The organism is Pseudomonas sp. NPDC099000 (genome assembly GCF_044759925.1).
Classification (GTDB): Bacteria; Pseudomonadota; Gammaproteobacteria; order Pseudomonadales; family Pseudomonadaceae; genus Aquipseudomonas.
In genome coordinates this window covers 75,883-95,247 of the sequence record NZ_JBIWAF010000010.1, presented here as the reverse complement: position 1 = coordinate 95,247, position 19,365 = coordinate 75,883, and the positions used below count along the sequence as shown (strand labels likewise).

At 60.3% G+C, this 19,365-nt stretch carries 17 protein-coding genes and 1 pseudogene; 10 read left to right on the top strand and 8 right to left on the bottom strand.

Going from position 1 to position 19,365, the window contains the following annotated elements; genetic code table 11:
• The first annotated feature begins 73 nt into the window (after positions 1 to 73).
• Positions 74 to 403: a DUF1820 family protein gene (locus tag ACIQV9_RS14830; RefSeq protein WP_007894425.1), complete on the top strand. Its 330-nt coding sequence runs from the start codon at positions 74 to 76 to the stop codon at positions 401 to 403.
• A 126-nt stretch (positions 404 to 529) separates the two neighbouring features.
• Here ACIQV9_RS14830 and ACIQV9_RS14825 read toward each other — a convergent pair whose 3' ends face one another.
• From ACIQV9_RS14825 to ACIQV9_RS14810, 4 genes are all read right to left on the bottom strand, one after another.
• A complete protein-coding gene (locus tag ACIQV9_RS14825; protein WP_403102585.1) occupies positions 530 to 1,084 on the bottom strand; it encodes a tetratricopeptide repeat protein in 555 nt (184 codons plus the stop codon).
• Between the two features lie 225 nt (positions 1,085 to 1,309).
• Complete coding sequence (gene hemL / locus ACIQV9_RS14820; RefSeq protein ID WP_403102583.1) at positions 1,310 to 2,593, bottom strand: glutamate-1-semialdehyde 2,1-aminomutase; 1,284 nt, start codon at positions 2,591 to 2,593, stop codon at positions 1,310 to 1,312.
• Between the two features lie 15 nt (positions 2,594 to 2,608).
• On the bottom strand, positions 2,609 to 3,232 hold the full coding sequence (gene thiE, locus ACIQV9_RS14815; protein WP_253432425.1) for a thiamine phosphate synthase: 624 nt from the start codon (positions 3,230 to 3,232) through the stop codon (positions 2,609 to 2,611).
• A gap of 32 nt (positions 3,233 to 3,264) precedes the next feature.
• Entirely contained in the window at positions 3,265 to 4,062 is a 798-nt protein-coding gene (locus ACIQV9_RS14810; protein WP_403102581.1) for a hydroxymethylpyrimidine/phosphomethylpyrimidine kinase, read from the bottom strand.
• A gap of 432 nt (positions 4,063 to 4,494) precedes the next feature.
• On the opposite strand from ACIQV9_RS14810, the gene ACIQV9_RS14805 reads away from it, so the two are divergent.
• From ACIQV9_RS14805 to ACIQV9_RS14790, 4 genes are all read left to right on the top strand, one after another.
• Positions 4,495 to 6,879 (top strand): 7TM diverse intracellular signaling domain-containing protein, encoded by a 2,385-nt coding sequence (locus tag ACIQV9_RS14805; RefSeq protein ID WP_403102578.1) that lies wholly within the window; start codon positions 4,495 to 4,497, stop codon positions 6,877 to 6,879.
• A 73-nt stretch (positions 6,880 to 6,952) separates the two neighbouring features.
• A complete protein-coding gene (locus ACIQV9_RS14800; protein ID WP_403102575.1) occupies positions 6,953 to 8,602 on the top strand; it encodes an acyl-CoA dehydrogenase family protein in 1,650 nt (549 codons plus the stop codon).
• Positions 8,603 to 8,782: 180 nt separating this feature from the next.
• A complete protein-coding gene (amn, locus tag ACIQV9_RS14795) occupies positions 8,783 to 10,282 on the top strand; it encodes an AMP nucleosidase (protein WP_403102573.1) in 1,500 nt (499 codons plus the stop codon).
• 70 nt (positions 10,283 to 10,352) lie between these two features.
• A complete protein-coding gene (locus ACIQV9_RS14790) occupies positions 10,353 to 10,994 on the top strand; it encodes a pseudouridine synthase (protein ID WP_403102570.1) in 642 nt (213 codons plus the stop codon).
• Here ACIQV9_RS14790 and ACIQV9_RS14785 read toward each other — a convergent pair.
• Together ACIQV9_RS14785 and ACIQV9_RS14780 are read right to left on the bottom strand one after the other, a co-directional pair.
• The gene (locus ACIQV9_RS14785) at positions 10,989 to 11,198 is read right to left on the bottom strand and encodes a DUF2788 domain-containing protein (RefSeq protein ID WP_283181783.1); all 210 of its coding nucleotides are present in this window, start codon (positions 11,196 to 11,198) and stop codon (positions 10,989 to 10,991) included. The genes ACIQV9_RS14790 and ACIQV9_RS14785 overlap by 6 nt on opposite strands.
• Positions 11,199 to 11,435: 237 nt before the next feature.
• Complete coding sequence (locus ACIQV9_RS14780; RefSeq protein ID WP_403102566.1) at positions 11,436 to 11,915, bottom strand: Lrp/AsnC family transcriptional regulator; 480 nt, start codon at positions 11,913 to 11,915, stop codon at positions 11,436 to 11,438.
• Between the two features lie 435 nt (positions 11,916 to 12,350).
• Here ACIQV9_RS14780 and ACIQV9_RS14775 point away from each other — a divergent pair, with 435 nt between their 5' ends.
• Complete coding sequence (locus tag ACIQV9_RS14775) at positions 12,351 to 13,367, top strand: DUF6515 family protein (protein WP_403102563.1); 1,017 nt, start codon at positions 12,351 to 12,353, stop codon at positions 13,365 to 13,367.
• Here the strand turns inward: ACIQV9_RS14775 and ACIQV9_RS14770 are convergent.
• On the bottom strand, positions 13,352 to 14,257 hold the full coding sequence (locus ACIQV9_RS14770; protein WP_403102560.1) for a cation diffusion facilitator family transporter: 906 nt from the start codon (positions 14,255 to 14,257) through the stop codon (positions 13,352 to 13,354). The two genes, ACIQV9_RS14775 and ACIQV9_RS14770, sit on opposite strands and share 16 nt — an antisense overlap.
• A 29-nt stretch (positions 14,258 to 14,286) precedes the next feature.
• Complete coding sequence (locus ACIQV9_RS14765) at positions 14,287 to 14,706, bottom strand: polyribonucleotide nucleotidyltransferase (RefSeq protein WP_403102557.1); 420 nt, start codon at positions 14,704 to 14,706, stop codon at positions 14,287 to 14,289.
• A gap of 110 nt (positions 14,707 to 14,816) precedes the next feature.
• Here ACIQV9_RS14765 and ACIQV9_RS14760 point away from each other — a divergent pair.
• The 4 genes and pseudogenes from ACIQV9_RS14760 to hrpB form a co-directional block, all read left to right on the top strand.
• Positions 14,817 to 14,894, top strand: a pseudogene (locus ACIQV9_RS14760) (ATP-dependent helicase); the annotation flags it as partial.
• A gap of 91 nt (positions 14,895 to 14,985) precedes the next feature.
• A complete protein-coding gene (locus ACIQV9_RS14755; RefSeq protein WP_403102554.1) occupies positions 14,986 to 15,987 on the top strand; it encodes a hypothetical protein in 1,002 nt (333 codons plus the stop codon).
• The gene (locus ACIQV9_RS14750) at positions 15,981 to 16,733 is read left to right on the top strand and encodes a hypothetical protein (RefSeq protein WP_403102551.1); all 753 of its coding nucleotides are present in this window, start codon (positions 15,981 to 15,983) and stop codon (positions 16,731 to 16,733) included. The genes ACIQV9_RS14755 and ACIQV9_RS14750 overlap by 7 nt, the downstream gene beginning before the upstream one ends.
• Before the next feature lie 70 nt (positions 16,734 to 16,803).
• Entirely contained in the window at positions 16,804 to 19,320 is a 2,517-nt protein-coding gene (hrpB, locus tag ACIQV9_RS14745; RefSeq protein ID WP_403102549.1) for an ATP-dependent helicase HrpB, read from the top strand.
• Positions 19,321 to 19,365: the final 45 nt, after the last annotated feature.

Sequence of the window (19,365 nt, the reverse complement as noted above, 5' to 3'; positions counted from 1 at the left end):
ACCGCTGTGCGTCCGGCGGCTATGCTATAGTTCGCGCCCTCATTTTTATCCCCCGATGTGTTGCCCGCCCGCCATGACCAAACGTGAAGCCCCAATCTACAAGGTGATTTTCCTCAACCAGGGCCAGGTGTACGAAATGTATGCCAAGCAGATCTATCAAAGTGATCTGTGGGGCTTTCTGGAAGTGGAAGAGTTCGTCTTTGGCGAGCGCACGCAAGTGGTCGTCGACCCGAGCGAAGAGAAGTTGAAAGCTCAATTTGAAGGCGTTGTGCGCAGTTTCGTGCCGATGCATTCGATTGTGCGCATCGACGAAGTGGAACGCCTCGGCACACCGAAAATCAGCGAAGCCCGCGGTGCGGTCGGCAATGTCATGCCGTTTCCGATGCCGATGCCTGAGAAGTAAGCAGATTCAGACTGATCGTTCCCACGCTCTGCGTGGGAATGCCGCCTTCGACGCTCTGCGTCGGTGACGCGGAGCGTCACGGGATGAATTCCCACGCAGAGCGTGGGAACTATCGGATCGGGCTAATCAGGGCAGTGGCGAAAACGGCGTACGCCCGTCGGCGCTCTGCAATTCCATCAAATATTTACGGAAGATTTGCCCCAGCACCTGGGTAGCGACTTCCAGATCTTCGCGCGGCATCTTCTCGGCGACTTCATCCGCCGTGTCCAACGCATCTTCAGCGCCGTTGACCGCGGCCATTTTCAGCACGATATACGCCTGAACGTTATTGGCCGGCACGCCTTCGCCGTGAAAGAACATGGTGCCGAGTTTGAATTGCGCCTGGGCGTGGCCTTGCAGCGAAGCCTTTTCGAAATAGCCCAGGGCTTTATTGAGGTCGCGCGGGGTGTTTTTGCCGTCGTAGTAGAACTCACCCAACTCGTATTGCGCTTGTGCATCCCCTTCATCCGACGCTTTCTGACAGGCAGCGAGCGCTTGCGTCAGATCTTGCGGCTGAGTATTGAGGGTGCAGCGACCCATCGCTGGGATTAACAACGAGTTGCCGCCTGCTTGTGCGAGCGCGAGCAGGGGCTGAAGGAGCAACAGGCAGCCCAGTGCAAGGGCGCGGCCGGTGCGGTTCATGGGAATCGACTTACCTCTGAAGGGCGCGCGGACCCATCGAGGGGATCCAATAAGCGCGCATTATGAAATAAGCAGGGCCAACCTTACAAAGTCTTTACTCGTTTTTCTGCTGCGCGGGGAAAATATCGCCCCATTTACGAGGGATTATTGGCAAAAGCACAGGAATAAGGGGGGAATCCAGGTGAAAGCTGACGCTGGCAGTCGCCAACGTCAGCGGCACAACGTTTATCTCAATGCAGCAAATGCACGCTCGGCGGCATCCAGCGTCAGTTTCAACTCGGTTTCGCCATGAGCGATCGAGGTGAAGCCGGCTTCGAAAGCGCTCGGCGCCAGGTACACGCCACCTTCGAGCATCAAGTGGAAGAAGCGACCGAACAATGCTGCGTCACTGGCCATCACATCATCGAAGGTCACGATGTCGTCGGCACCGCTGAAGTACAGACCAAACATACCGCCGGCCTGCGTGGTCACGAACGGAATGCCCGCGGCATCGGCACGCTGTTGCAGGCCATCGAGCAAGCGGCTGGTGTAGTCGCTCAGCTCGTCGTGGAAACCGGGACGGCTGATCAGGCGCAGAGTGGTCAGACCTGCCGCCATCGCCAGCGGGTTACCCGACAAGGTGCCAGCCTGATACACCGGGCCCAGTGGCGCGATGTGCGACATGATTTCGCGCTTGCCGCCGAAGCAGCCGACCGGCATGCCGCCACCGATGATCTTGCCGAAGGTGCTCAGATCCGGCGTCACGCCGAAGTGCGCTTGTGCGCCGCCGAGGGCAACACGGAAACCGGTCATCACTTCGTCGAAAATCAGCACCACGCCGTGCTTGTCGCACAGGGTCCGCAGGCCTTCGAGGAAACCTGGCGCCGGTGGAACGCAGTTCATGTTGCCGGCCACCGGCTCGACGATGATGCAGGCCACGTCCTGGCCGACATCGGCGAGCATTGCTTCGACCGCGTCGATGTCATTGAACGGCAGAGTCAGGGTGTGCTTGGCGAAATCCGCCGGTACGCCGGCCGAGCTCGGCACGCCTTGGGTCAACGCGCCGGAACCGGCCTTGACCAGCAGGCTGTCGGAGTGACCGTGGTAGCAGCCTTCAAACTTGATGATGCTGTCGCGGCCGGTGAAACCACGGGCCAGACGGATGGCGCTCATGGTCGCTTCGGTGCCGGAGCTGACCATGCGCACCATTTCCATCGACGGCACGATCGAGCAGACCAGGTCGGCCATCTCGGTTTCCATCGCGGTCGGGGCGCCGTAGGACAAGCCGTGCTCCAGTTGTTTACGCACCGCGTCCAGCACGTCCGGATGGCTGTGGCCGAGAATCATCGGGCCCCAGGAACCGACGTAGTCAACATAACGCTTGTCGTCTTCGTCGGTGACGTAGGCGCCTTCGGCGTGTTTGAAGAACAAAGGTGTACCGCCCACGCTTTTGAACGCGCGAACCGGCGAGTTCACGCCACCGGGGATGTGTTTCTGGGCATTGGCAAACAGGGTTTCGGAACGAGACATGATCGGGCTCTCAAATCAGATTTTCAGTAATTCATTAAAGGCGCGGGCACGGCGCGTCACTTCAGCGGTGCTCTCGGCGCCAAACAGACCATGCACCACCGCCAGCAGATCGACCCCGTGGGCCACCAGCGGCGCGGCGTTGTCCAGGGTGATGCCGCCAATCGCGCAGATCGGCAGGTGCAGTTTGCTGCGGGCCTGGTCGAGCAGTTCAAGGCTGCACGTCGGTGCGCCGGGTTTGGTGTTGGAATTGAAGAAGCGACCGAAGGCGACATAGCTCGCGCCTTCCTTGGCCGCTTGTTCGGCGAGTTCGAGTTGCGCGTGGCAGGTTGAACCGATGATCGCCTGACGACCGAGCAGCGCACGGGCCGGTGTCAGCGGGCCATCGGTCTGGCCCAGGTGCACGCCGACGTTCAGGCGAGCGGCCAGTTCGGCGTCGTCGTTGATGATCAGATGAGTCTTGTAGCGGTCGCACAGATCGCGCAGGGCTTCGGCCTCGCGCAACCGTCGGGCCTCGTCGCTGCTCTTGTCGCGGTATTGCAGCAAGGTGACGCCGCCTTCCAGCGCCGCCTCCACGTACGAGAGAAATTTACCGGCCAGCAACTGGCTGTCGGTAATGGCGTACAGGCCACGTAGTTTCATCGGACAAGCCTCACCGCAGTGCGAATAGAAGTTTACGAACAGAAATCCAGCGGCAGGCGACGCGGCACGAACTGGCCTTTGCCCAGTTGCTCCGCGTCACGCAGGGTACGCCAAGTGTAGTTAAGCGCGGTCTGTACGGCGCTGGCGAGGTTTTCACCCTGGGCCAGGCGTCCGGCCAGGGCGCTGGCCAGGGTGCAACCGGAACCGTGATAACTGCCGGGCAAGCGTTGGCAGGTAAAGGTTTCGCGGTGGCCATCGCGGCTGTACAGGCGATTGTGGATTTCGTGTTCGTCGCCATGACCGCCGGTGATCAGCAGGTGTTTGACGAACGGCAGGAGTTTTTCAGCGCACTCGTCCGCGGTGCCTTCGGGCAATTCGGCGAGGATGCGGGCTTCGGGAAGGTTGGGGGTGGCGATGATGGACAGGGGCAGCAGGCGTTCGCGCATGGCGTAGCCGACTTCATCCTTGCCCAGTCGTCCGCCGCCGCCGGCACGCAGCACCGGGTCGCAGACCACCGGCAAATGCGGGTGCGCCGAGAGCAGTTCGACGACGGTGTCGACCATCTCCAGGGAACCGAGCATGCCCAGTTTCACGGCGGCGACTTCGGAATCGTTGAGTACGGCATTGGCCTGGGCCAGCACCCACTCGCGGTCGAGCACGCGAAAGTCAGTGACGTTGACCGTGTCTTGCACGGTCAGGGCGGTGACGGCCGGGGCCGCATGACAACCCTGGGCGAGCAGGGCTTCGATATCTGCCTGCAAGCCGGCGCCACCACTTGGGTCGTGGCCGGAGAGACAGAGGACAACGGGGCGAGAGCTGTAGATATTCATGGTGCGCGAGCTTACCACCAAACATCGATTTTCGGGTGCAGTGGTCAGCGGGTCTGCCGATACATTGTGGCGAGGGGGCTTGCCCCCGTTCGGCTGCGCAGCAGTCGTGAAACCTAGCGATGCAGTGTTCACGACCGAATGCAGAGGGGGGCGCTCCGCACCCCAGCGGGGCGATGCGGCGATCCGACAAGCCCCCTTGCCACAGGGGTTCGGTATTGCCATGAGTTGAGCGTTTAAACAGATCTACCTTAATAATGCCGCTGGAACGCCCGTGCTAGAGCCTTTGCAGGAAAAATTTCAATGGTGCTCAATGGCCATCAACGGCTATGCTAGAGTGGATCCAAACCAATAACAGGTAATACCGGTTTTACGTCTACTCAAAGGGAATGAGGGGCTTCCTGAGATAACCGGACAGGCCACGCTGGGGCTTAAATGCGCTATTTGATGATGTTGCTGTTGTGCTTGCCCCTCATGGCGAGCGCCGTCGAGTTCGATGAATTCACCCAGAGCCTTCCCTTGGGCCGAACCCTGCAGGTGTACGAAGACGCGGGCGGTCAGGCGACTATCGCCGATGTCCGTGCGCAAGCCGCGGCCGGAAACTTCAAAGCCCACGATAAAGCCACCCTCAACGCCGGTTATTCACGTTCGGTGTTCTGGCTGAAAATCGATCTGCATTACCGCCCGACCAACCCGGCGGCGCAACGGACCTGGCTGCTGGAACTGGCCTATCCGCCCCTCGATCACCTCGATCTCTACTTGCCCGAGGCGGGCGGTGACTTCCGATTGGCCCGGCAAACAGGCGATGCGTTGCCGTTCGCCAGTCGCGAGCTCCGCCAGAACAACTACCTGTTCGATCTGAACTTCACCCCTGACCAGGCGCAGACCGTGTACCTGCGCCTGCAAAGCCAAGGGTCGATCCAGGCGCCCGTCACCTTGTGGTCGAGCACCGCTTACCTCGAAGAACAGCCGGTTCGCCTTTATGTGCTGGGGCTGATTTATGGGGTGTTGTTGGGGATGCTGGTCTACAACTTGTTCATCTACCTCAGCGTGCGCGACACCAGTTACCTCTATTACATTTTCTACATCGCCTCGTTCGGCCTGTATCAACTGTCGGTGAACGGCGCAGCCGTGGAGTATTTCTGGCCGGACAACCCGTGGTGGGCCAACGCCGCGACGCCGTTCTTCATCGGTTGCGCTGGACTGTTCGGCAGCCAGTTCGCCCGCAGCTTCCTGCAGACGGCCAGCCACAGTCGCTGGCTCGACCGTTTACTGTTGGCGCTGGTGGCGTTCAGTGCGGTGGTTGTCGGGTTGTCGTTGATGGCCAGCTACGCCCTGGCCTTGCGTCTGGCGACAGCCTTGGCGCTGGTCTTCACCGTGGTGATCTTCATCGCTGGGCTGTGCGCCTGGCTGCGTGGCCTGCGGGTGGCGCGGTATTTCATCATTGCCTGGTCGGCTTTCCTGCTCGGTGGCATCGTCAACACCATGATGGTGTTGGGTTACCTGCCGAACGTGTTCCTGACCATGTATTCCAGCCAGATCGGTTCGGCCATTGAAGTGGCGTTGCTGTCCCTGGCCCTGGCCGACCGCATCAATGCCATGCGCGAGCAGCAGGCGCAGACGCTGTTCGATGCCGGTCAGAAGCTCGAAGTGCTGAACCAGCAACTGGCCCACAGTAACAAGCTCAAGGACGAATTCCTCGCCACCCTGACCCACGAACTGCGCACGCCCATGAACGGTGTGATCGGTTCGCTTGAATTGATGCAGACCATCGAGATGGACCCGGAACTGGAGCAATACCAGCAAACCGCCGCCGGTTCCGCGCGGGACATGATGCGCATGGTCAACGGCATCCTGACCCTGACGGAATTGCAGGCCGGCAAGCTCAAGGTCAGCCCGGCAACGTTCAGCCTGCGCGGCGTCGTCGAGACCTTGCGCGTCCAGTTCGAAGGCAATGCTTCAAGCAAGTCTCTGGATTTCAAAGTGGAAGTGACGCCGGGTTTGCCGGATCGCTTGAACGGCGACAGCGCCAAGCTGGCGCAATGCCTGGAATGCTTGTTGGACAACGCCATCAAATTTACCCGGGTCGGCGGGTTGGCCCTGCGCGTGACGGGCAAACCGGTGGAAAGCGGTCGGGTGTCGTTGTCGTTTGCGGTGATCGACACCGGTATCGGCTTCACCGATCTGGGAGAGGCGACGATGTATCAGCGCTTCTTCCAGCTCGACGGCTCGATGACCCGTGAATACGGTGGCCTGGGCGTAGGGCTGGCGATCTGCCGGCAACTGGTCGAATTGCTCGGCGGGCGCCTGACCCATCGATCCGAGCCCGGCAGCGGTAGCCGTTTCCAGTTGGATGTCGAGTTCGAACTGACCGTGGTCGAGCGTCCGGCAGTGCCCTTGATGACACGCGAGTTTGCGCGTCTTCGATTGCCCCAGGACTGCACGGTGCTGCTGGTGGATGACAACAGCATCAATCAATTGGTGATGCGTGGCATGTTGCTCAAGCTCGGGTTCCGGGTGCGCGCTACCGACGGCGGCGCTGCCGCGCTTGATCTCCTGCAGCGTGAAACCTTCGATGCGGTGCTGCTCGATTGTCAGTTGCCGACGCTGGATGGCACCGCCCTTTGTTGCCAGATCCGCGCCTTGCCGGGCTGTGCCGACTTGCCGGTGTTTGTGATTGCCGTGAGCGCCGATCGGGAGCGCTGCCCGACTGGAGCCTTGATCGATTACCTGAGCAAACCGGTGAAATTCGAGGATCTGCAAGCGGCGCTCTATCGGCGGGTGCTCTGTCCGGGGCAAGGCGAAAGCGCCGACATTTAGGCGGGTATGACACTTTGTTCGGTCAAGGGGCGGTGCTTAACTGAAGTCCTTGGCTGACCAAAGGAGCCCCGTCATGAACCTGCATCAGTTCGCCGAAACCCACGAAGTCACCAACCAGCCACCGTCGCTGGACGGCACTAACCTCTATCGCATCGATCTGCCTTTACAGGAGTGGTCGCGGCGTTTCGGGGCCGGTTGGGCCGAGTCGCGGATCGACGCGTATGGCGCACTGGCCGGCGGGCCGCTGATGGAAGCAGGGTTCCTGGCCAATCAGAACAAACCGGTGTTCGTCAGCCATGACCGTTACGGCCATCGCATCGACCTGGTGGAATTTCACCCGGCGTATCACGAGTTGATGCGCACGGCGGTCGAACACGGTTTGAGCTCGTTGCCTTGGGCTCATCCGCAGTCCGGCGCCCATGTGGCTCGCGCGTCCATGACGTATTTGCACAGTCAGGCCGAAGCCGGCAGTGGTTGCCCGCTGACCATGACGTTCGCCAGCGTCCCGGCGATGCGCCTGCAACCGGATCTGGCCAAGCAGTGGCTGCCGAAAATCCTCTCGACCGAATACGACCCACGCAATGTCGGCATAGCGCACAAGGCCGGTGTCACCATTGGCATGGCGATGACCGAGAAACAGGGCGGCACCGACGTGAGGGCCAACACCACCAAGGCCTACCCGGTTGGCGCCAGCGGCCCGGGCCAGGCCTATGAGTTGGTGGGTCACAAGTGGTTCTGTTCCGCGCCGATGTGTGATGCCTTCCTGACGTTGGCGCAGACCGACAAGGGTTTGACCTGTTTTCTGTTGCCACGGCATCGCCCGGACGACACACGCAATCAGTTCTACATCCAGCGCCTGAAGAACAAACTCGGCAACAGCTCCAACGCGTCCAGCGAGGTGGAATTTCGCGGTGCATTGGCGTGGATGGTCGGCGAAGAAGGGCGCGGTGTTCCAACCATCATCGAGATGGTCGCGATGACCCGCTTCGATTGCATGGTCGGTTCCAGCTCGCTGATGCGTCAGGCGCTGACCCAGGCCAGCCATCACTGCGCTCATCGCATGGTCGGCGGCAAGTTGCTCAGCGAACAGCCGTTGATGCAGAACGTACTTGCCGATCTGGCGCTGGAAAGCGAAGCGGCCCTGGCCTTGAGCCTGCGCATGGGCAAGGCGCTGGATCATCTGGATGACAGCCATGAAGCCAAATTCGCCCGACTGGTGACGGCGGTGGGCAAGTACTGGATCTGCAAGCGCGCCCCCGCAATGATCAACGAAGCCGCCGAATGCATGGGCGGCGCGGGCTATGTCGAGGAAAGCATCCTCCCGCGCCTGTACCGTGAGGCGCCGGTCAATTCGACGTGGGAAGGTTCCGGCAACGTGCAATGTCTGGACGTATTGCGCGCATTGTCGAAGGAACCGGGCGTGCTCGATGTATTGTTCAGCGAATTGGGCGATGGTCACGGCGATAAGCGCCTGGCTGCGCACATCAGCCAGTTGCAGACGGCGTTCAAGGACACCAGCGACATTCAATACCGCGCGCGGCAGCTGACTGAAGACATCGCGTTGGGACTTCAGGCCAAGTTATTGCTGGAGGCCGGCAACTCGGCGGTCAGCGATGCCTTTATCGCCAGCCGCCTCGGTTCGGCCGGTCGGGTGTATGGCGCGTTGCCGCGTGGGCTGGATGTTGAAGCGATCGTCGCCCGCTCGACTCCACAAGGATTCTGACCACGATGGCATGAACCACACAGAACCCCTGTAGGAGTGAGCCTGCTCGCGATAGCGTTGGCACATCCAACATCTATGTGACTGACAAGCCGTTATCGCGAGCAGGCTCACTCCTACAGGGGCTATCAGTGACATATAGCCAACACGCCACTGTTCCCGTGAAGCGACGATGCAGGCAAGATGAAGCTCTGCAAGTCAGAACACAGGATGCTGATCGTGACCGAAGCTTTTATTGTCGTTCAAACCGCCGAGCAAGCCGTGGACCGGCTTGCGCTCTTGCACAATCGTGCAACCACCGCGCTGAACCAGGCGCTCAAGCGTTATCTCAAGGACCGAGTCGAACCGGACGCTGAACAGCGTGCGATGTTTCGTTATCCCGAACTGCGTCTGACCTACCACTGCCAGGGCGAAGTCCCACAGACTACTCGCGCCTACGCCAAGGTTCAGTTGCCAGGGACCTACAGCGTCACCGTCACTCATCCGGCGGCCTTCCGTAAATACTTGCTGGAACAACTGGTGCCGTTGATGCACGACTTCACCGTCACGGTGGAAGTCGGCATCAGCCAGCAAAACATTCCTTATCCGTACGTGGTCGAGCAGGGCGATGAGCTGGCCGGTTCCGGCGTCACCGCTGCCACGCTGGCGCGGGTGTTCCCGAGTACCGACCTGTCCGCTGCCACCGACGGCATTGCCGATGGTCTGTACGATTGGGAAAACACCGACCCCCTGCCCCTGGCCCTGTTCGATGCTGCACGGGTGGATTTCTCCCTGCGCCGTCTGGTGCATTACACCGGCAGCGACTGGCGTCATGTGCAGCCATGGATTCTGCTGACCAACTACCACCGCTACGTTGACCAGTTCATCGTCCATGGCCTGGAACAGTTGCGCAGCGATCCGCGTTTCGTGCGCATGGTCCTGCCGGGCAACGTGATCATCGAAAAGAGCATGGACCACGGCGAAGCCTCGGCGATTGCCGCCGGTGTGGTCTGGCACCGCTATCAGATGCCGGCCTATCACCTGATTGCCAGCGATGGCCATGGCGTGACATTGGTGAATATCGGCGTCGGCCCTTCCAACGCCAAGAACATCACCGACCATTTGGCAGTGCTGCGTCCACATTGCTGGCTGATGATTGGTCACTGTGGCGGTCTGCGTCAGTCGCAGACCATTGGCGACTACGTGCTGGCTCACGCTTATATGCGTCGTGACGGGATTCTCGATCGGGTGGTGCCGCCGAATATTCCGATTCCAGCCCTGGCCGAAGTGCAGATGGCGTTGCAGCAAGCGGCCGCCAACATCACCGGCGAGAAAGGCGACGAACTGAAGAAACGCCTGCGCACCGGCACCGTGCTGACCTACGACGACCGTAACTGGGAATTGCGCTGGGCTCAGGAGCGTCCGCTGATCAACCTGTCTCGCGCCGTGGCGGTGGACATGGAAAGCGGCACCATCGCGGCCCAGGGCTATCGCTTGCGGGTGCCCTATGGCACGTTGCTCTGCGTCTCGGACAAACCGCTGCACAGCGAAATCAAGCTGCCAGGTTCGGCCAACGCCTTCTATGAGCGCGCGGTCAGCCAGCACTTGAAGATCGGCATCGAGGCGGTGGATCTATTGCGCACCGAACTCAACTCGCTGCATTCGCGCAAACTGCGTAGCTTCGACGAGCCGCCGTTCCGCTGATTGCGAGATGGTCATTTAACGGTCAGGGCACTAGCATTGGCAGCCCTGACCGTTAGATGTTCCTTTTCCCATGTCTCGTCCCCAACGTCCCGTTTCCCGCCGCCCTGGCGCAAAGCCAACGCCATCCTCCTCAGCCCCGCGCCGTGTCGCCAAAGCACCGCCGGCCGAGCCGAAGCTGATCCTGTTCAACAAACCGTTCGATGTGCTGACGCAGTTCAGCGACGGCGAAGGGCGGGCGACGCTCAAGGATTACATCGAGATTCCCGGGATTTACCCGGCAGGACGGCTGGACCGTGATAGCGAAGGTTTGCTGCTGCTGACCAACGATGGCCAGCTGCAAGCGCGGATCGCCGACCCGAAATACAAGCTGGCCAAGACTTATTGGGTGCAAGTGGAGGGCGAACCGAGCGCCGAGCAGTTGCAGCGCTTGCGTGACGGCGTCGAACTCAACGACGGCATGACCTTGCCTGCCGAGGCGCGGCAACTGGATGAACCCGAGTTGTGGCCACGCAATCCCCCGGTGCGCTTTCGCAAAAGTGTGCCAACCAGCTGGCTGGAATTGGTGATTCGCGAGGGGCGCAACCGTCAGGTACGGCGCATGACCGCGGCGGTCGGCTTGCCGACGTTGCGCCTGGTGCGGGTCAAAATCGGCGACTGGTCGATCGAAGGGCTTGATCAGGGCCAGTGGAAGGAAGTGCCGGCGCGTTTATAACGAGCCGGATTCGATCAGGCCGATCACCACGCTTTTGATCACGAACGCGGCCACGCCCAGGCCGAGTACGGAAAACAGAATGAACGAGCCAAAGCGCCCGGCCTTGGACTTCTTCGCCAGGTCCCAAACGATGAAACCCATGAAAATGATCAGGATGCTGACCAGGCCGGTCATCATCCACTCTTCGAATACTGCAGGATCCATCGAACATCTCCAGCGCGGACGGGGCTAAAAGGCGCTGGAGTATACGGCATGGGGGAGTGGTCGAGGATTGACCTGCGGCAGTGTGTCGCAGCTATTCGTCGCCCTGATAGTGATCGTTCCCACGCTCTGCGTGGGAATGCATCCTGTGACGCTCTGCGTCACGATCCACAGCGGACGCGGAGCGTCCATGGCGGCATTCCCACGCAGAGCGTGGGAACGATCAGCGCGGGGAATGGTTCAGCCGCGCAGATGAGTAAGCGGCAACTCAGTGCTGTTCAACACCTGATTCAACACAAAACTCGACCGCACGCTCGTCACCCCTTCAATCCGGGTCAAATGCCCCAGCAACAATTTCTGGTAGTGGTCCATGTCCGGCACCACAACCTTGAGCTGATAATCCGCATCCATCCCCGTGACCAAACTGCATTCCAGCACCTGCGGCAACGTGCGGATCGCGGCTTCAAAGTTCTCGAAACGCTCCGGCGTATGTCGGTCCATGCCGATCAGCACGTAAGCCGTGAGGCTCAAACCGAGCATCTTGCGGTCCAGCAACGCCACCTGGCGGGTGATGTAGCCGTCGTCTTCCAGTTGCTTGACCCGGCGCGAGCAAGGCGAAGGCGACAGGCCGATGCGTTCGGCCAGCTCCTGGTTGGAGATGCGCGCGTCGCGCTGCAATTCCGCCAAAATGCTCAAGTCGTATCGGTCGAGTTTGCTCATCAATCAGGCCTTTGTCATAACTATTGCGGCAGATTATCTATCCAGGGTTAAAAATTGCGCAAGTGATGTTTAATTGAGCAATCTTCGCAATCCTCTGCCGGCGCCTGCGGCCTATTCTTATCACCAGAATCACTGCTCGGACAAACAGTCCACAGCCGCTCGCCCAATCAGGCCAGCGGCGGCCGCCACCCCCACCGGGGATGTGCCGGCCCCCGAGCTACACACTGTCCAGAAGACGGCGTGAGGTGAGCCGACGTCATAAGCGTCGAGCACGGACGAAGTTCTCAAAGGGAGGCCGACGGGTCTCCCTTTTCTTTTGCCTGGAATTTGAGGACTGCCCTCAATAAATAAGTTGCGCGACTGATAACCTGTTGCAGAACCGCCCTGTACTTTCCCAGTCTTACGTACAGGCCCTAACCCGCAGTGAGGAAAAGCATGAAGTCGCGCATCTGGCGTTTGGCCGGTGTTGGTTTGCTGTGTGTCAGTGTCACTGCGCAATCGCTGGCCGATGATCAGCAAAACCGTGGCCCCGATGACGGGCAGCGTGGATCGGACGGCCATCAGGGCAACAATCAGGGGCATGGCGGCAATAATCAGCCGCGCCCGCAGAACAACGACATCATTCGTGGCGACAACAGCCGCCAGTTCGAGCACAACGGCCAGAATCAGAACAACGGCCAGTGGCAGAACCGTCAGCCGCCCAACTACAACAATCCGGTTCGATCACCGCCACCGCCACCTCAGCTGCCGGCCAATGACCTGCCGATTCAGGGGCGGCCTGACACCGTGCGCCAGACCCAGCAGCCACAGCGTGGTTACTATCAGGACAATCCACAGCGCAACAATTACAACCAGCATTGGCAGAACAATGGCCCGCGTCCCGATGATCGCCGTTGGGCGGGTCGTCCGGATGGGCACGGTAATGGCTGGGGCCCCGGCCCGCAATATCGCCCGGGTCATGTGATCGACCGCTTCCCGGACCGTGACTACCGCGTGCCTTATGGCGGTCGGGATTATTTCTATTCCGGCGGCTACTGGTATCGCCCGCAAGGCCCGCGTTATGTGGTGGTTCAACCGCCTCGCGGGATTCGAGTCAGCTACTTGCCTGACTACGCGCGTGAGGTGTGGATCGGCGGGGCGCTGCTGTTCCTGGCGGCCGGTTCCTATTACGCCTATCAGGAAAACACCCAGGATTACGTGGTGGTCGAGCCGCCGGTGCAAGCGCAGCCGCAGCCGGTCAGTAATAGCTACGACGTGGAGGCGTATCCGGCCAACGGTCAGTCGCCGGAACAGGTCAATCAGGACGGTTTCGAGTGTTATCAATACGCGGTGCAGCAAAGTGGCTTCAATCCACGGACGGCCACCTACCAGCCAGACCCGTCGGTGGTACAAGCCTACCGTCAGGCCCAGGGCAGTTGCCTGAGCAGTCGCGGTTATCAGGTTTCCTTCTGAGTCCTGGCGGCCAGCACGACTTCCTGCGGGTCGGCGTGCACCAACACTTCGGCTCGCGGGTAGGCGGCGTGAATCGCATCGGCGGCCTGATCGCTGATGCCGTGAGCGACTGACAGGGTCAGGTCCCCCGGTAATTCCAGGTGCAATTGCACGAACCACTGGTTGCCGGAAATCCGCGTGCGCAGGTCATGCGCGCCCAAAACACCCGGGACGCCGCAGGCCAGTTCGAGCATGTGCTGGCTCACATCCGGCGGCAGTTCTTCATCCATCAGCACCGTAAAACTTTCCCGGGCGATCTGAATGGCGCTCCAGAAAATATACCCGGCGATTCCAAGGCCGAACCAAGGGTCGACCTGATGCCAGCCAAACCCGGCCAACACCAGCGCCACCAGAATGCTGCCATTGAGCAGCATGTCCGAGCGGTAGTGCAGGGCGTCGGCGCGCACCGCGTTGGAACCGGTGGCCTTGACCACCCGATGTTGCAACATCAGCAACGCCAGGGTCAGCGCCAGGGAAAACACAATCACCCCGATGCTGATCCACGGCGCGCCCACCGGTTCCGGATGTTTCAGCCGCTCGATCGCCTGCAAGGCAATCAGCACCGCACTGCCGCCAATGAACAGCGCTTGAGCCATGCCCGCCAGCGACTCGGCCTTGCCATGCCCGTAACGGTGATCGTCATCGGCCGGGCGCAAGGCGTAATGCACCGCCAGCAAATTAAGCAAGGAGGTGACGCCGTCGAGCGCCGAGTCGGTCAACCCGGCGAGCATGCTCACCGAACCGCTCAGCCACCAGGCGATGGCTTTGGCGACGATCAGCGTACACGCCACCGCCACCGAGGCACGGGTCGCCAGCCGCAGCAGGCGGGCGTGTTCGGAGCTGGAAATCATAGGGGTGGCCGTTCCTTTACGTGCACGGATTACGCGGCGGGTTGCAGGCCGAACATGGCCAGTTGCTGAGCGCTGCCCTTTTGCTGGATCAGGCGTGGGTCGTCCAGCGGGAAGCTGCGGCCCAGCTCGGTTTCGAGAATGGTCTGCAGCTTGTGGTTATCGACCTTGCCGTCAGCACCGATCGCTTCCTTGAGTTTTTCCGGGGCGACCTGGGCCGTGTGGCCAGGCTCGAAGTAAATCGCCCCGGTGGCGAAGTCGACGGCAAACGCGATCAGGCCGGGGATGATGTAGAACAGCAGGCCCACGGCATCCAGCGCTGCAATGGCCGGGTCGATCTTGCCGTCAATTTGCCCCCGACGATCAGGGTAGAAAATAGATCCGCAAGCGGTCACCTGGGTGAGCAGGGTGGCGACCAAAACACCGCCAATCAGGCGAAAGGGAACACGCATAGGAAATCTCCTGGGTCATCTGGTAAACGAAGGGGCGTCTATATGAATTAGGACTGTGATTAACGCCAAGCAGTTCGCCGTTATACTCGCGGCTCTGTTTTGGAGCCAGCATGATTTCTCTGCCGATTGATGAAGTTTTACCCGCGCTGCGTGAAGCCTTGGCGACACGCCGCGAAGCTGTGCTCGAAGTACACTGATCCTGTAGGCTTGTAACGCAATTATTGAACAGTAACATTCGTACTGTTACTGTGCCTTAAACGTGTTATCAGGCGCCGAAGTATGAAGACCAGCAGGCAAGACGTTCAAGATTACTTCGAATCGATTTTCGGGACTAAACCCGAGATCAAGCGCTGGGGGAAAACCAAGGGTTTGCCCTTTTACCTCTTGGACGAATACGCCTTCGACATCGTGACGCTCTACGACCGGCAATGCCTCGTATTGCTTGCTCACGAGCCTTTCGAAAACGTTGCGACGATCCGCAAGCACATCGAAGTTCTGCAAAAAATGGTGGATCATCCGATCCTCTATGCGACCGGTGCACTCAAATCATATGAACGAAAACGCCTCATCGAGTCTGAGGTGCAGTTTGTAGTGCCCGGCAATCAACTCTTCGCTCCACAGCTTGGAATGGATCTGCGAGAGTTTTTTCGCAGCAGGCAAGTCGATAAACAAGTCATGGGCCCGGCGAGCCAGGCATTGCTTATCGCGGCCATCACTCAAGGGTGGGACAAGGGTTTTACCTTTCGAGGTGGAGACCTGGTGGGGGGCGAGGTGTACTCGAAAATGACAATGTCCAGAGCGATGAAAGAGTTTCAATCGTTTGGATTGATAGAGCCCGCCTCGAATGACAAACCACCTCGCTGGCGCTTTGTAGCGGCGCCTGAAGTTATCTGGAAAAAGGCCCTTCCAGCGTTGCAAAACCCGGTGAAACGGGTGACGTACTCTGATTGGTCCCCTTTGGTGCAGAGAGCGGCTGGTCTGTCTGCGCTCAGCAAAACGTCGATGCTCGGGGAGCCCCCGATACCGATCATCGCGTTTTCCAAAGAGGAGTGGGACGTGGAGGTCAGGGAAGCTGGCCGCAAAGAAGTCGGTCGATTTGATGACCCCGCGTTTGAGGTCGAAATCTGGAGTTACTCTCCGGATCACATTCTTGGCAAAACCTGTGTTCCAGTGTCGGGAGAAAGTGTGGACCCCCTGTCTCTCTACCTCAGCTTAAGGGATGACGTTGATGACAGAGTCCAGATCAGCCTGGATGAAATGATGGGGAAGATCGAATGGTAAAAGGACTGGATACCTTTCGCGGAGCCTTCGCCGGCTATGTGGATCGTTATGTACTCATCGGCGGTGTCGCAGCCAGCCTGACCCTTGAAGACGCGGGCATCACGTTCCGGGCAACCCGGGATCTGGATATCGTCCTGATCATCGAAGCTTTGGATTACGTGTTCGGTAGCGAGTTCTGGGAGTTCGTAAAGCGCGGCGGTTACACGGAGCGTCACGAGCTTGATGGGCCGACCAGGCGCTATAGATTTGGTAACCCCACAGATGAAAGCTATCCCGTGCTTCTAGAGTTGTTCTCACGGGTTCCTCAAGGTTTATTGCTGCCAGAAGGCGCTCATCTGACACCTGTCCCTGTAGACGGTGAAGTTTCCGATCTGTCTGCGATTCTGCTCGACGAGGATTACTACATGTTCATAGTCGAAGGTCGCAACGACACTGCAGACCTTTCCTATATCGGAGTCGATCGACTGATCCCGCTTAAAGCACAGGCATGGACCAACCTCAGTCGCCCTGAGTGCACGGAGCCGAATGCTGGCCGCAAGAGCAGCAAACACCTGAAGGACATTGTTGTGCTGTCCCGCCTTCTTTCTGCGGATTCGGCGTTTGATCTGCCCGAAAGCATCGCAGAGGATTTGCGGCAGTTTCTGGACGTCATGCCCTCACTGGATGTGGACATGAAAGCCATCGGACTTCGCGGAGTGACTATGGTTGAAGTCGCGGAGCGCGTAAGGACAGCTTTCAAAATCTAGATTCTGATCGTCCGGTTGCAGTGGGCTGGAAGCTTCGCCGTTATACTTCCCGGCTTGTCTGGGAGCCAGCATGATTTCTTTGCCGATTGATGAAGTTTTACCCGCCCTGCGTGAAGCCTTGGCTACACGCCACGAAGCCGTGCTCGAAGCACCGCCGGGGGCCGGTAAGACCACCCGTGTTCCGCTGGCCTTGCTCAACGAGCCATGGCTGGCCGGGCAGACCATTCTGATGCTTGAACCGCGGCGTTTGGCGGCGCGGGCGGCGGCGGAGCGTCTGGCCAGTGAGCTGGGCGAGAAGGTCGGTGAAACGGTCGGTTACCGCATTCGGCTGGACAGCAAAGTAGGCCCCAAGACCCGTATCGAAGTGGTCACCGAGGGCATTCTCACCCGACGCTTGCAGGATGACCCTGCACTCGAAGGTGTTGGCCTGCTGATCTTCGACGAATTCCACGAGCGTAGCCTCGACGCAGACCTGGCATTGGCCCTGAGCCTGAATGGCCGGGAGCTGTTTCGTGACGATCAGCCGCTGAAAATCTTGTTGATGTCTGCAACGCTCGAAGGCGAACGCTTGGCCGGGTTGCTCGATGATGCGCCGATCCTGCGCAGTGAAGGCCGCATGTACCCGGTGGCGATGCGCTGGGGCCGGCCGTTCCAGCCCGGTGAATTCATCGAGCCGCGTCTGGTGCAGACGATTCTCGAAGCCTTGAATGATGAGACCGGCAGCGTGCTGGTGTTTCTGCCGGGGCAGGCAGAAATTCGTCGCGTGCATCAGCAATTGGCTGATGCGTTGGGCGAGAGCCCCCAGGTTCTGCTCTGCCCGTTGCACGGTGAACTGGACCTCGTCGCCCAACGCGCGGCGATCGATCCGGCCCCGGCGGGCAAGCGCAAAGTGGTACTGGCGACTAACATCGCCGAGACCAGCCTGACCATCGACGGCGTGCGTGTGGTGATCGATGCCGGGTTGGCGCGGGTGCCGCGTTTCGATCCCGGCAGCGGCATGACCCGGCTCGACACCCAGCGTATTTCCAAGGCCAGCGCCACCCAACGCGCCGGCCGGGCCGGGCGCCTGGAACCGGGCGTGTGTTATCGGTTGTGGTCGCAGGATCAGCACGAGCAACTGGCGGCCTATGCCAGCGCGGAGATTCTCTCGGCCGACCTCGCCGGTCTGGCCTTGCAGCTCGGGCGCTGGGGCATGACCCCGACGCAATTGGTGTGGCTCGACGTACCGCCCGCCGCCGCTTATGCACAGGCTCAGGACCTGCTTGATCGGCTGGGCGCATTGGATGGCGAAGCGCTGACCCGTCACGGTCAGGCCATGGCCGAACTGCCGGCGCATCCGCGCATCGCGCATTTGTTGTTGCGCGGTCAGGCGCTCGGTTTAGCCGACATGGCTTGCGATGTCGCGGCATTGCTCGGTGAACGGGACATTTTGCGTGGCGCCGGAGCGGATTTGCACAGCCGATTGGTGCTTTTGTCCGGCGAAGAGCGCGCGGCTCGCGGTGCTCAGGGGGGTGTGCAACGCGCCCGGCAACTGGCGCGGCAGTATCGTGGTTACCTGCGCGGCAAAGCGTCGGAGCCGGTCAGCGATCCGGATCATCCGCGCTGGCTCGGCGCGCTGCTCGCGTTGGCCTATCCCGACCGCGTCGCCCAGCAACGTCGGGCCGGTGGCGCGGAATATCGCTTGGCGAACGGCCGTGCGGCGTTGTTCGCTGAAGCGGACAGTTTGATGAAGCAAGCGTGGTTGGTGATTGCGGATCTGGGCAGTCGTCAGGGGCAACGCGAGGAACGGATTTATCTGGCGGCGGATTTTGATCCGGCGTTGTTCGATTCGGTGCTGGCCGAGCAAGTGCGCGTGGTCGATCAACTGGATTGGGATGAGCGCGAAGGCGTATTGCGCGCCGAACGTCAGCGCAAGGTCGGTGAATTGATCCTCAGCCGCGAACCGCTGACTGGCCTCGACGAAACCGCTCGCAGCCAGGCGCTGGTGAATCTGGTACGACGCAAAGGTCTGGAACTGTTGCCGTGGACCCCGGAGTTGCGTCAGTGGCAGGCGCGGGTGGCGTTGTTGCGTCAGTTGGACCTCGGCAGTAAGGAGCAGAGTGAGTGGCCGGATGTCAGCGACGCCGCGCTACTCAAAAGCCTCGAACACTGGTTGATGCCGTACCTGGGTAAAGTCTCGCGGCTCAGCCACTTCGCCAATCTGGACCTGTCGAGCATCGTCCACAACCTGCTGCCATGGCCGCTGCCGCAACGGCTGGATGAACAGGCGCCGCATCACCTGAGCGTGCCGTCGGGTTCTTCGATTCGTCTGGATTACAGTGAGCAGCCGCCGATTCTGGCGGTGCGGTTGCAGGAGTTGTTCGGCCTGTCCGATACCCCGCGCATTGCCGGGGGCCGGCAAGTGGTAAAGCTGCATCTGCTGTCCCCGGCGCGGCGGCCGGTGCAGGTGACGCAGGATTTGGCGAACTTCTGGCGCAGCACGTATGCCGAGGTGAAGAAGGATTTGAAGGGGCGTTATCCGAAGCACTATTGGCCGGATGATCCGTTGGTGGCTGAGGCGACGGCGCGGATCAAACCGCGCAAGTAACTCCAGGGGCTGAACACAAACCCTGTGGCGAGGGGGCTTGCCCCC

Excerpts from the sequence above, each read along its gene's own strand:
- ACIQV9_RS14830 (WP_007894425.1), top strand. The coding sequence starts at position 74 with ATGACCAAACGTGAAGCCCCAATCTACAAGGTGATTTTCCTCAACCAG.
- ACIQV9_RS14825 (WP_403102585.1), bottom strand. The coding sequence starts at position 1,084 with ATGAACCGCACCGGCCGCGCCCTTGCACTGGGCTGCCTGTTGCTCCTT.
- hemL (WP_403102583.1), bottom strand. The coding sequence starts at position 2,593 with ATGTCTCGTTCCGAAACCCTGTTTGCCAATGCCCAGAAACACATCCCC.
- thiE (WP_253432425.1), bottom strand. The coding sequence starts at position 3,232 with ATGAAACTACGTGGCCTGTACGCCATTACCGACAGCCAGTTGCTGGCC.
- ACIQV9_RS14810 (WP_403102581.1), bottom strand. The coding sequence starts at position 4,062 with ATGAATATCTACAGCTCTCGCCCCGTTGTCCTCTGTCTCTCCGGCCAC.
- ACIQV9_RS14805 (WP_403102578.1), top strand. The coding sequence starts at position 4,495 with ATGCGCTATTTGATGATGTTGCTGTTGTGCTTGCCCCTCATGGCGAGC.
- ACIQV9_RS14800 (WP_403102575.1), top strand. The coding sequence starts at position 6,953 with ATGAACCTGCATCAGTTCGCCGAAACCCACGAAGTCACCAACCAGCCA.
- amn (WP_403102573.1), top strand. The coding sequence starts at position 8,783 with ATGAAGCTCTGCAAGTCAGAACACAGGATGCTGATCGTGACCGAAGCT.
- ACIQV9_RS14790 (WP_403102570.1), top strand. The coding sequence starts at position 10,353 with ATGTCTCGTCCCCAACGTCCCGTTTCCCGCCGCCCTGGCGCAAAGCCA.
- ACIQV9_RS14785 (WP_283181783.1), bottom strand. The coding sequence starts at position 11,198 with ATGGATCCTGCAGTATTCGAAGAGTGGATGATGACCGGCCTGGTCAGC.
- ACIQV9_RS14780 (WP_403102566.1), bottom strand. The coding sequence starts at position 11,915 with ATGAGCAAACTCGACCGATACGACTTGAGCATTTTGGCGGAATTGCAG.
- ACIQV9_RS14775 (WP_403102563.1), top strand. The coding sequence starts at position 12,351 with ATGAAGTCGCGCATCTGGCGTTTGGCCGGTGTTGGTTTGCTGTGTGTC.
- ACIQV9_RS14770 (WP_403102560.1), bottom strand. The coding sequence starts at position 14,257 with ATGATTTCCAGCTCCGAACACGCCCGCCTGCTGCGGCTGGCGACCCGT.
- ACIQV9_RS14765 (WP_403102557.1), bottom strand. The coding sequence starts at position 14,706 with ATGCGTGTTCCCTTTCGCCTGATTGGCGGTGTTTTGGTCGCCACCCTG.
- ACIQV9_RS14755 (WP_403102554.1), top strand. The coding sequence starts at position 14,986 with ATGAAGACCAGCAGGCAAGACGTTCAAGATTACTTCGAATCGATTTTC.
- ACIQV9_RS14750 (WP_403102551.1), top strand. The coding sequence starts at position 15,981 with ATGGTAAAAGGACTGGATACCTTTCGCGGAGCCTTCGCCGGCTATGTG.
- hrpB (WP_403102549.1), top strand. The coding sequence starts at position 16,804 with ATGATTTCTTTGCCGATTGATGAAGTTTTACCCGCCCTGCGTGAAGCC.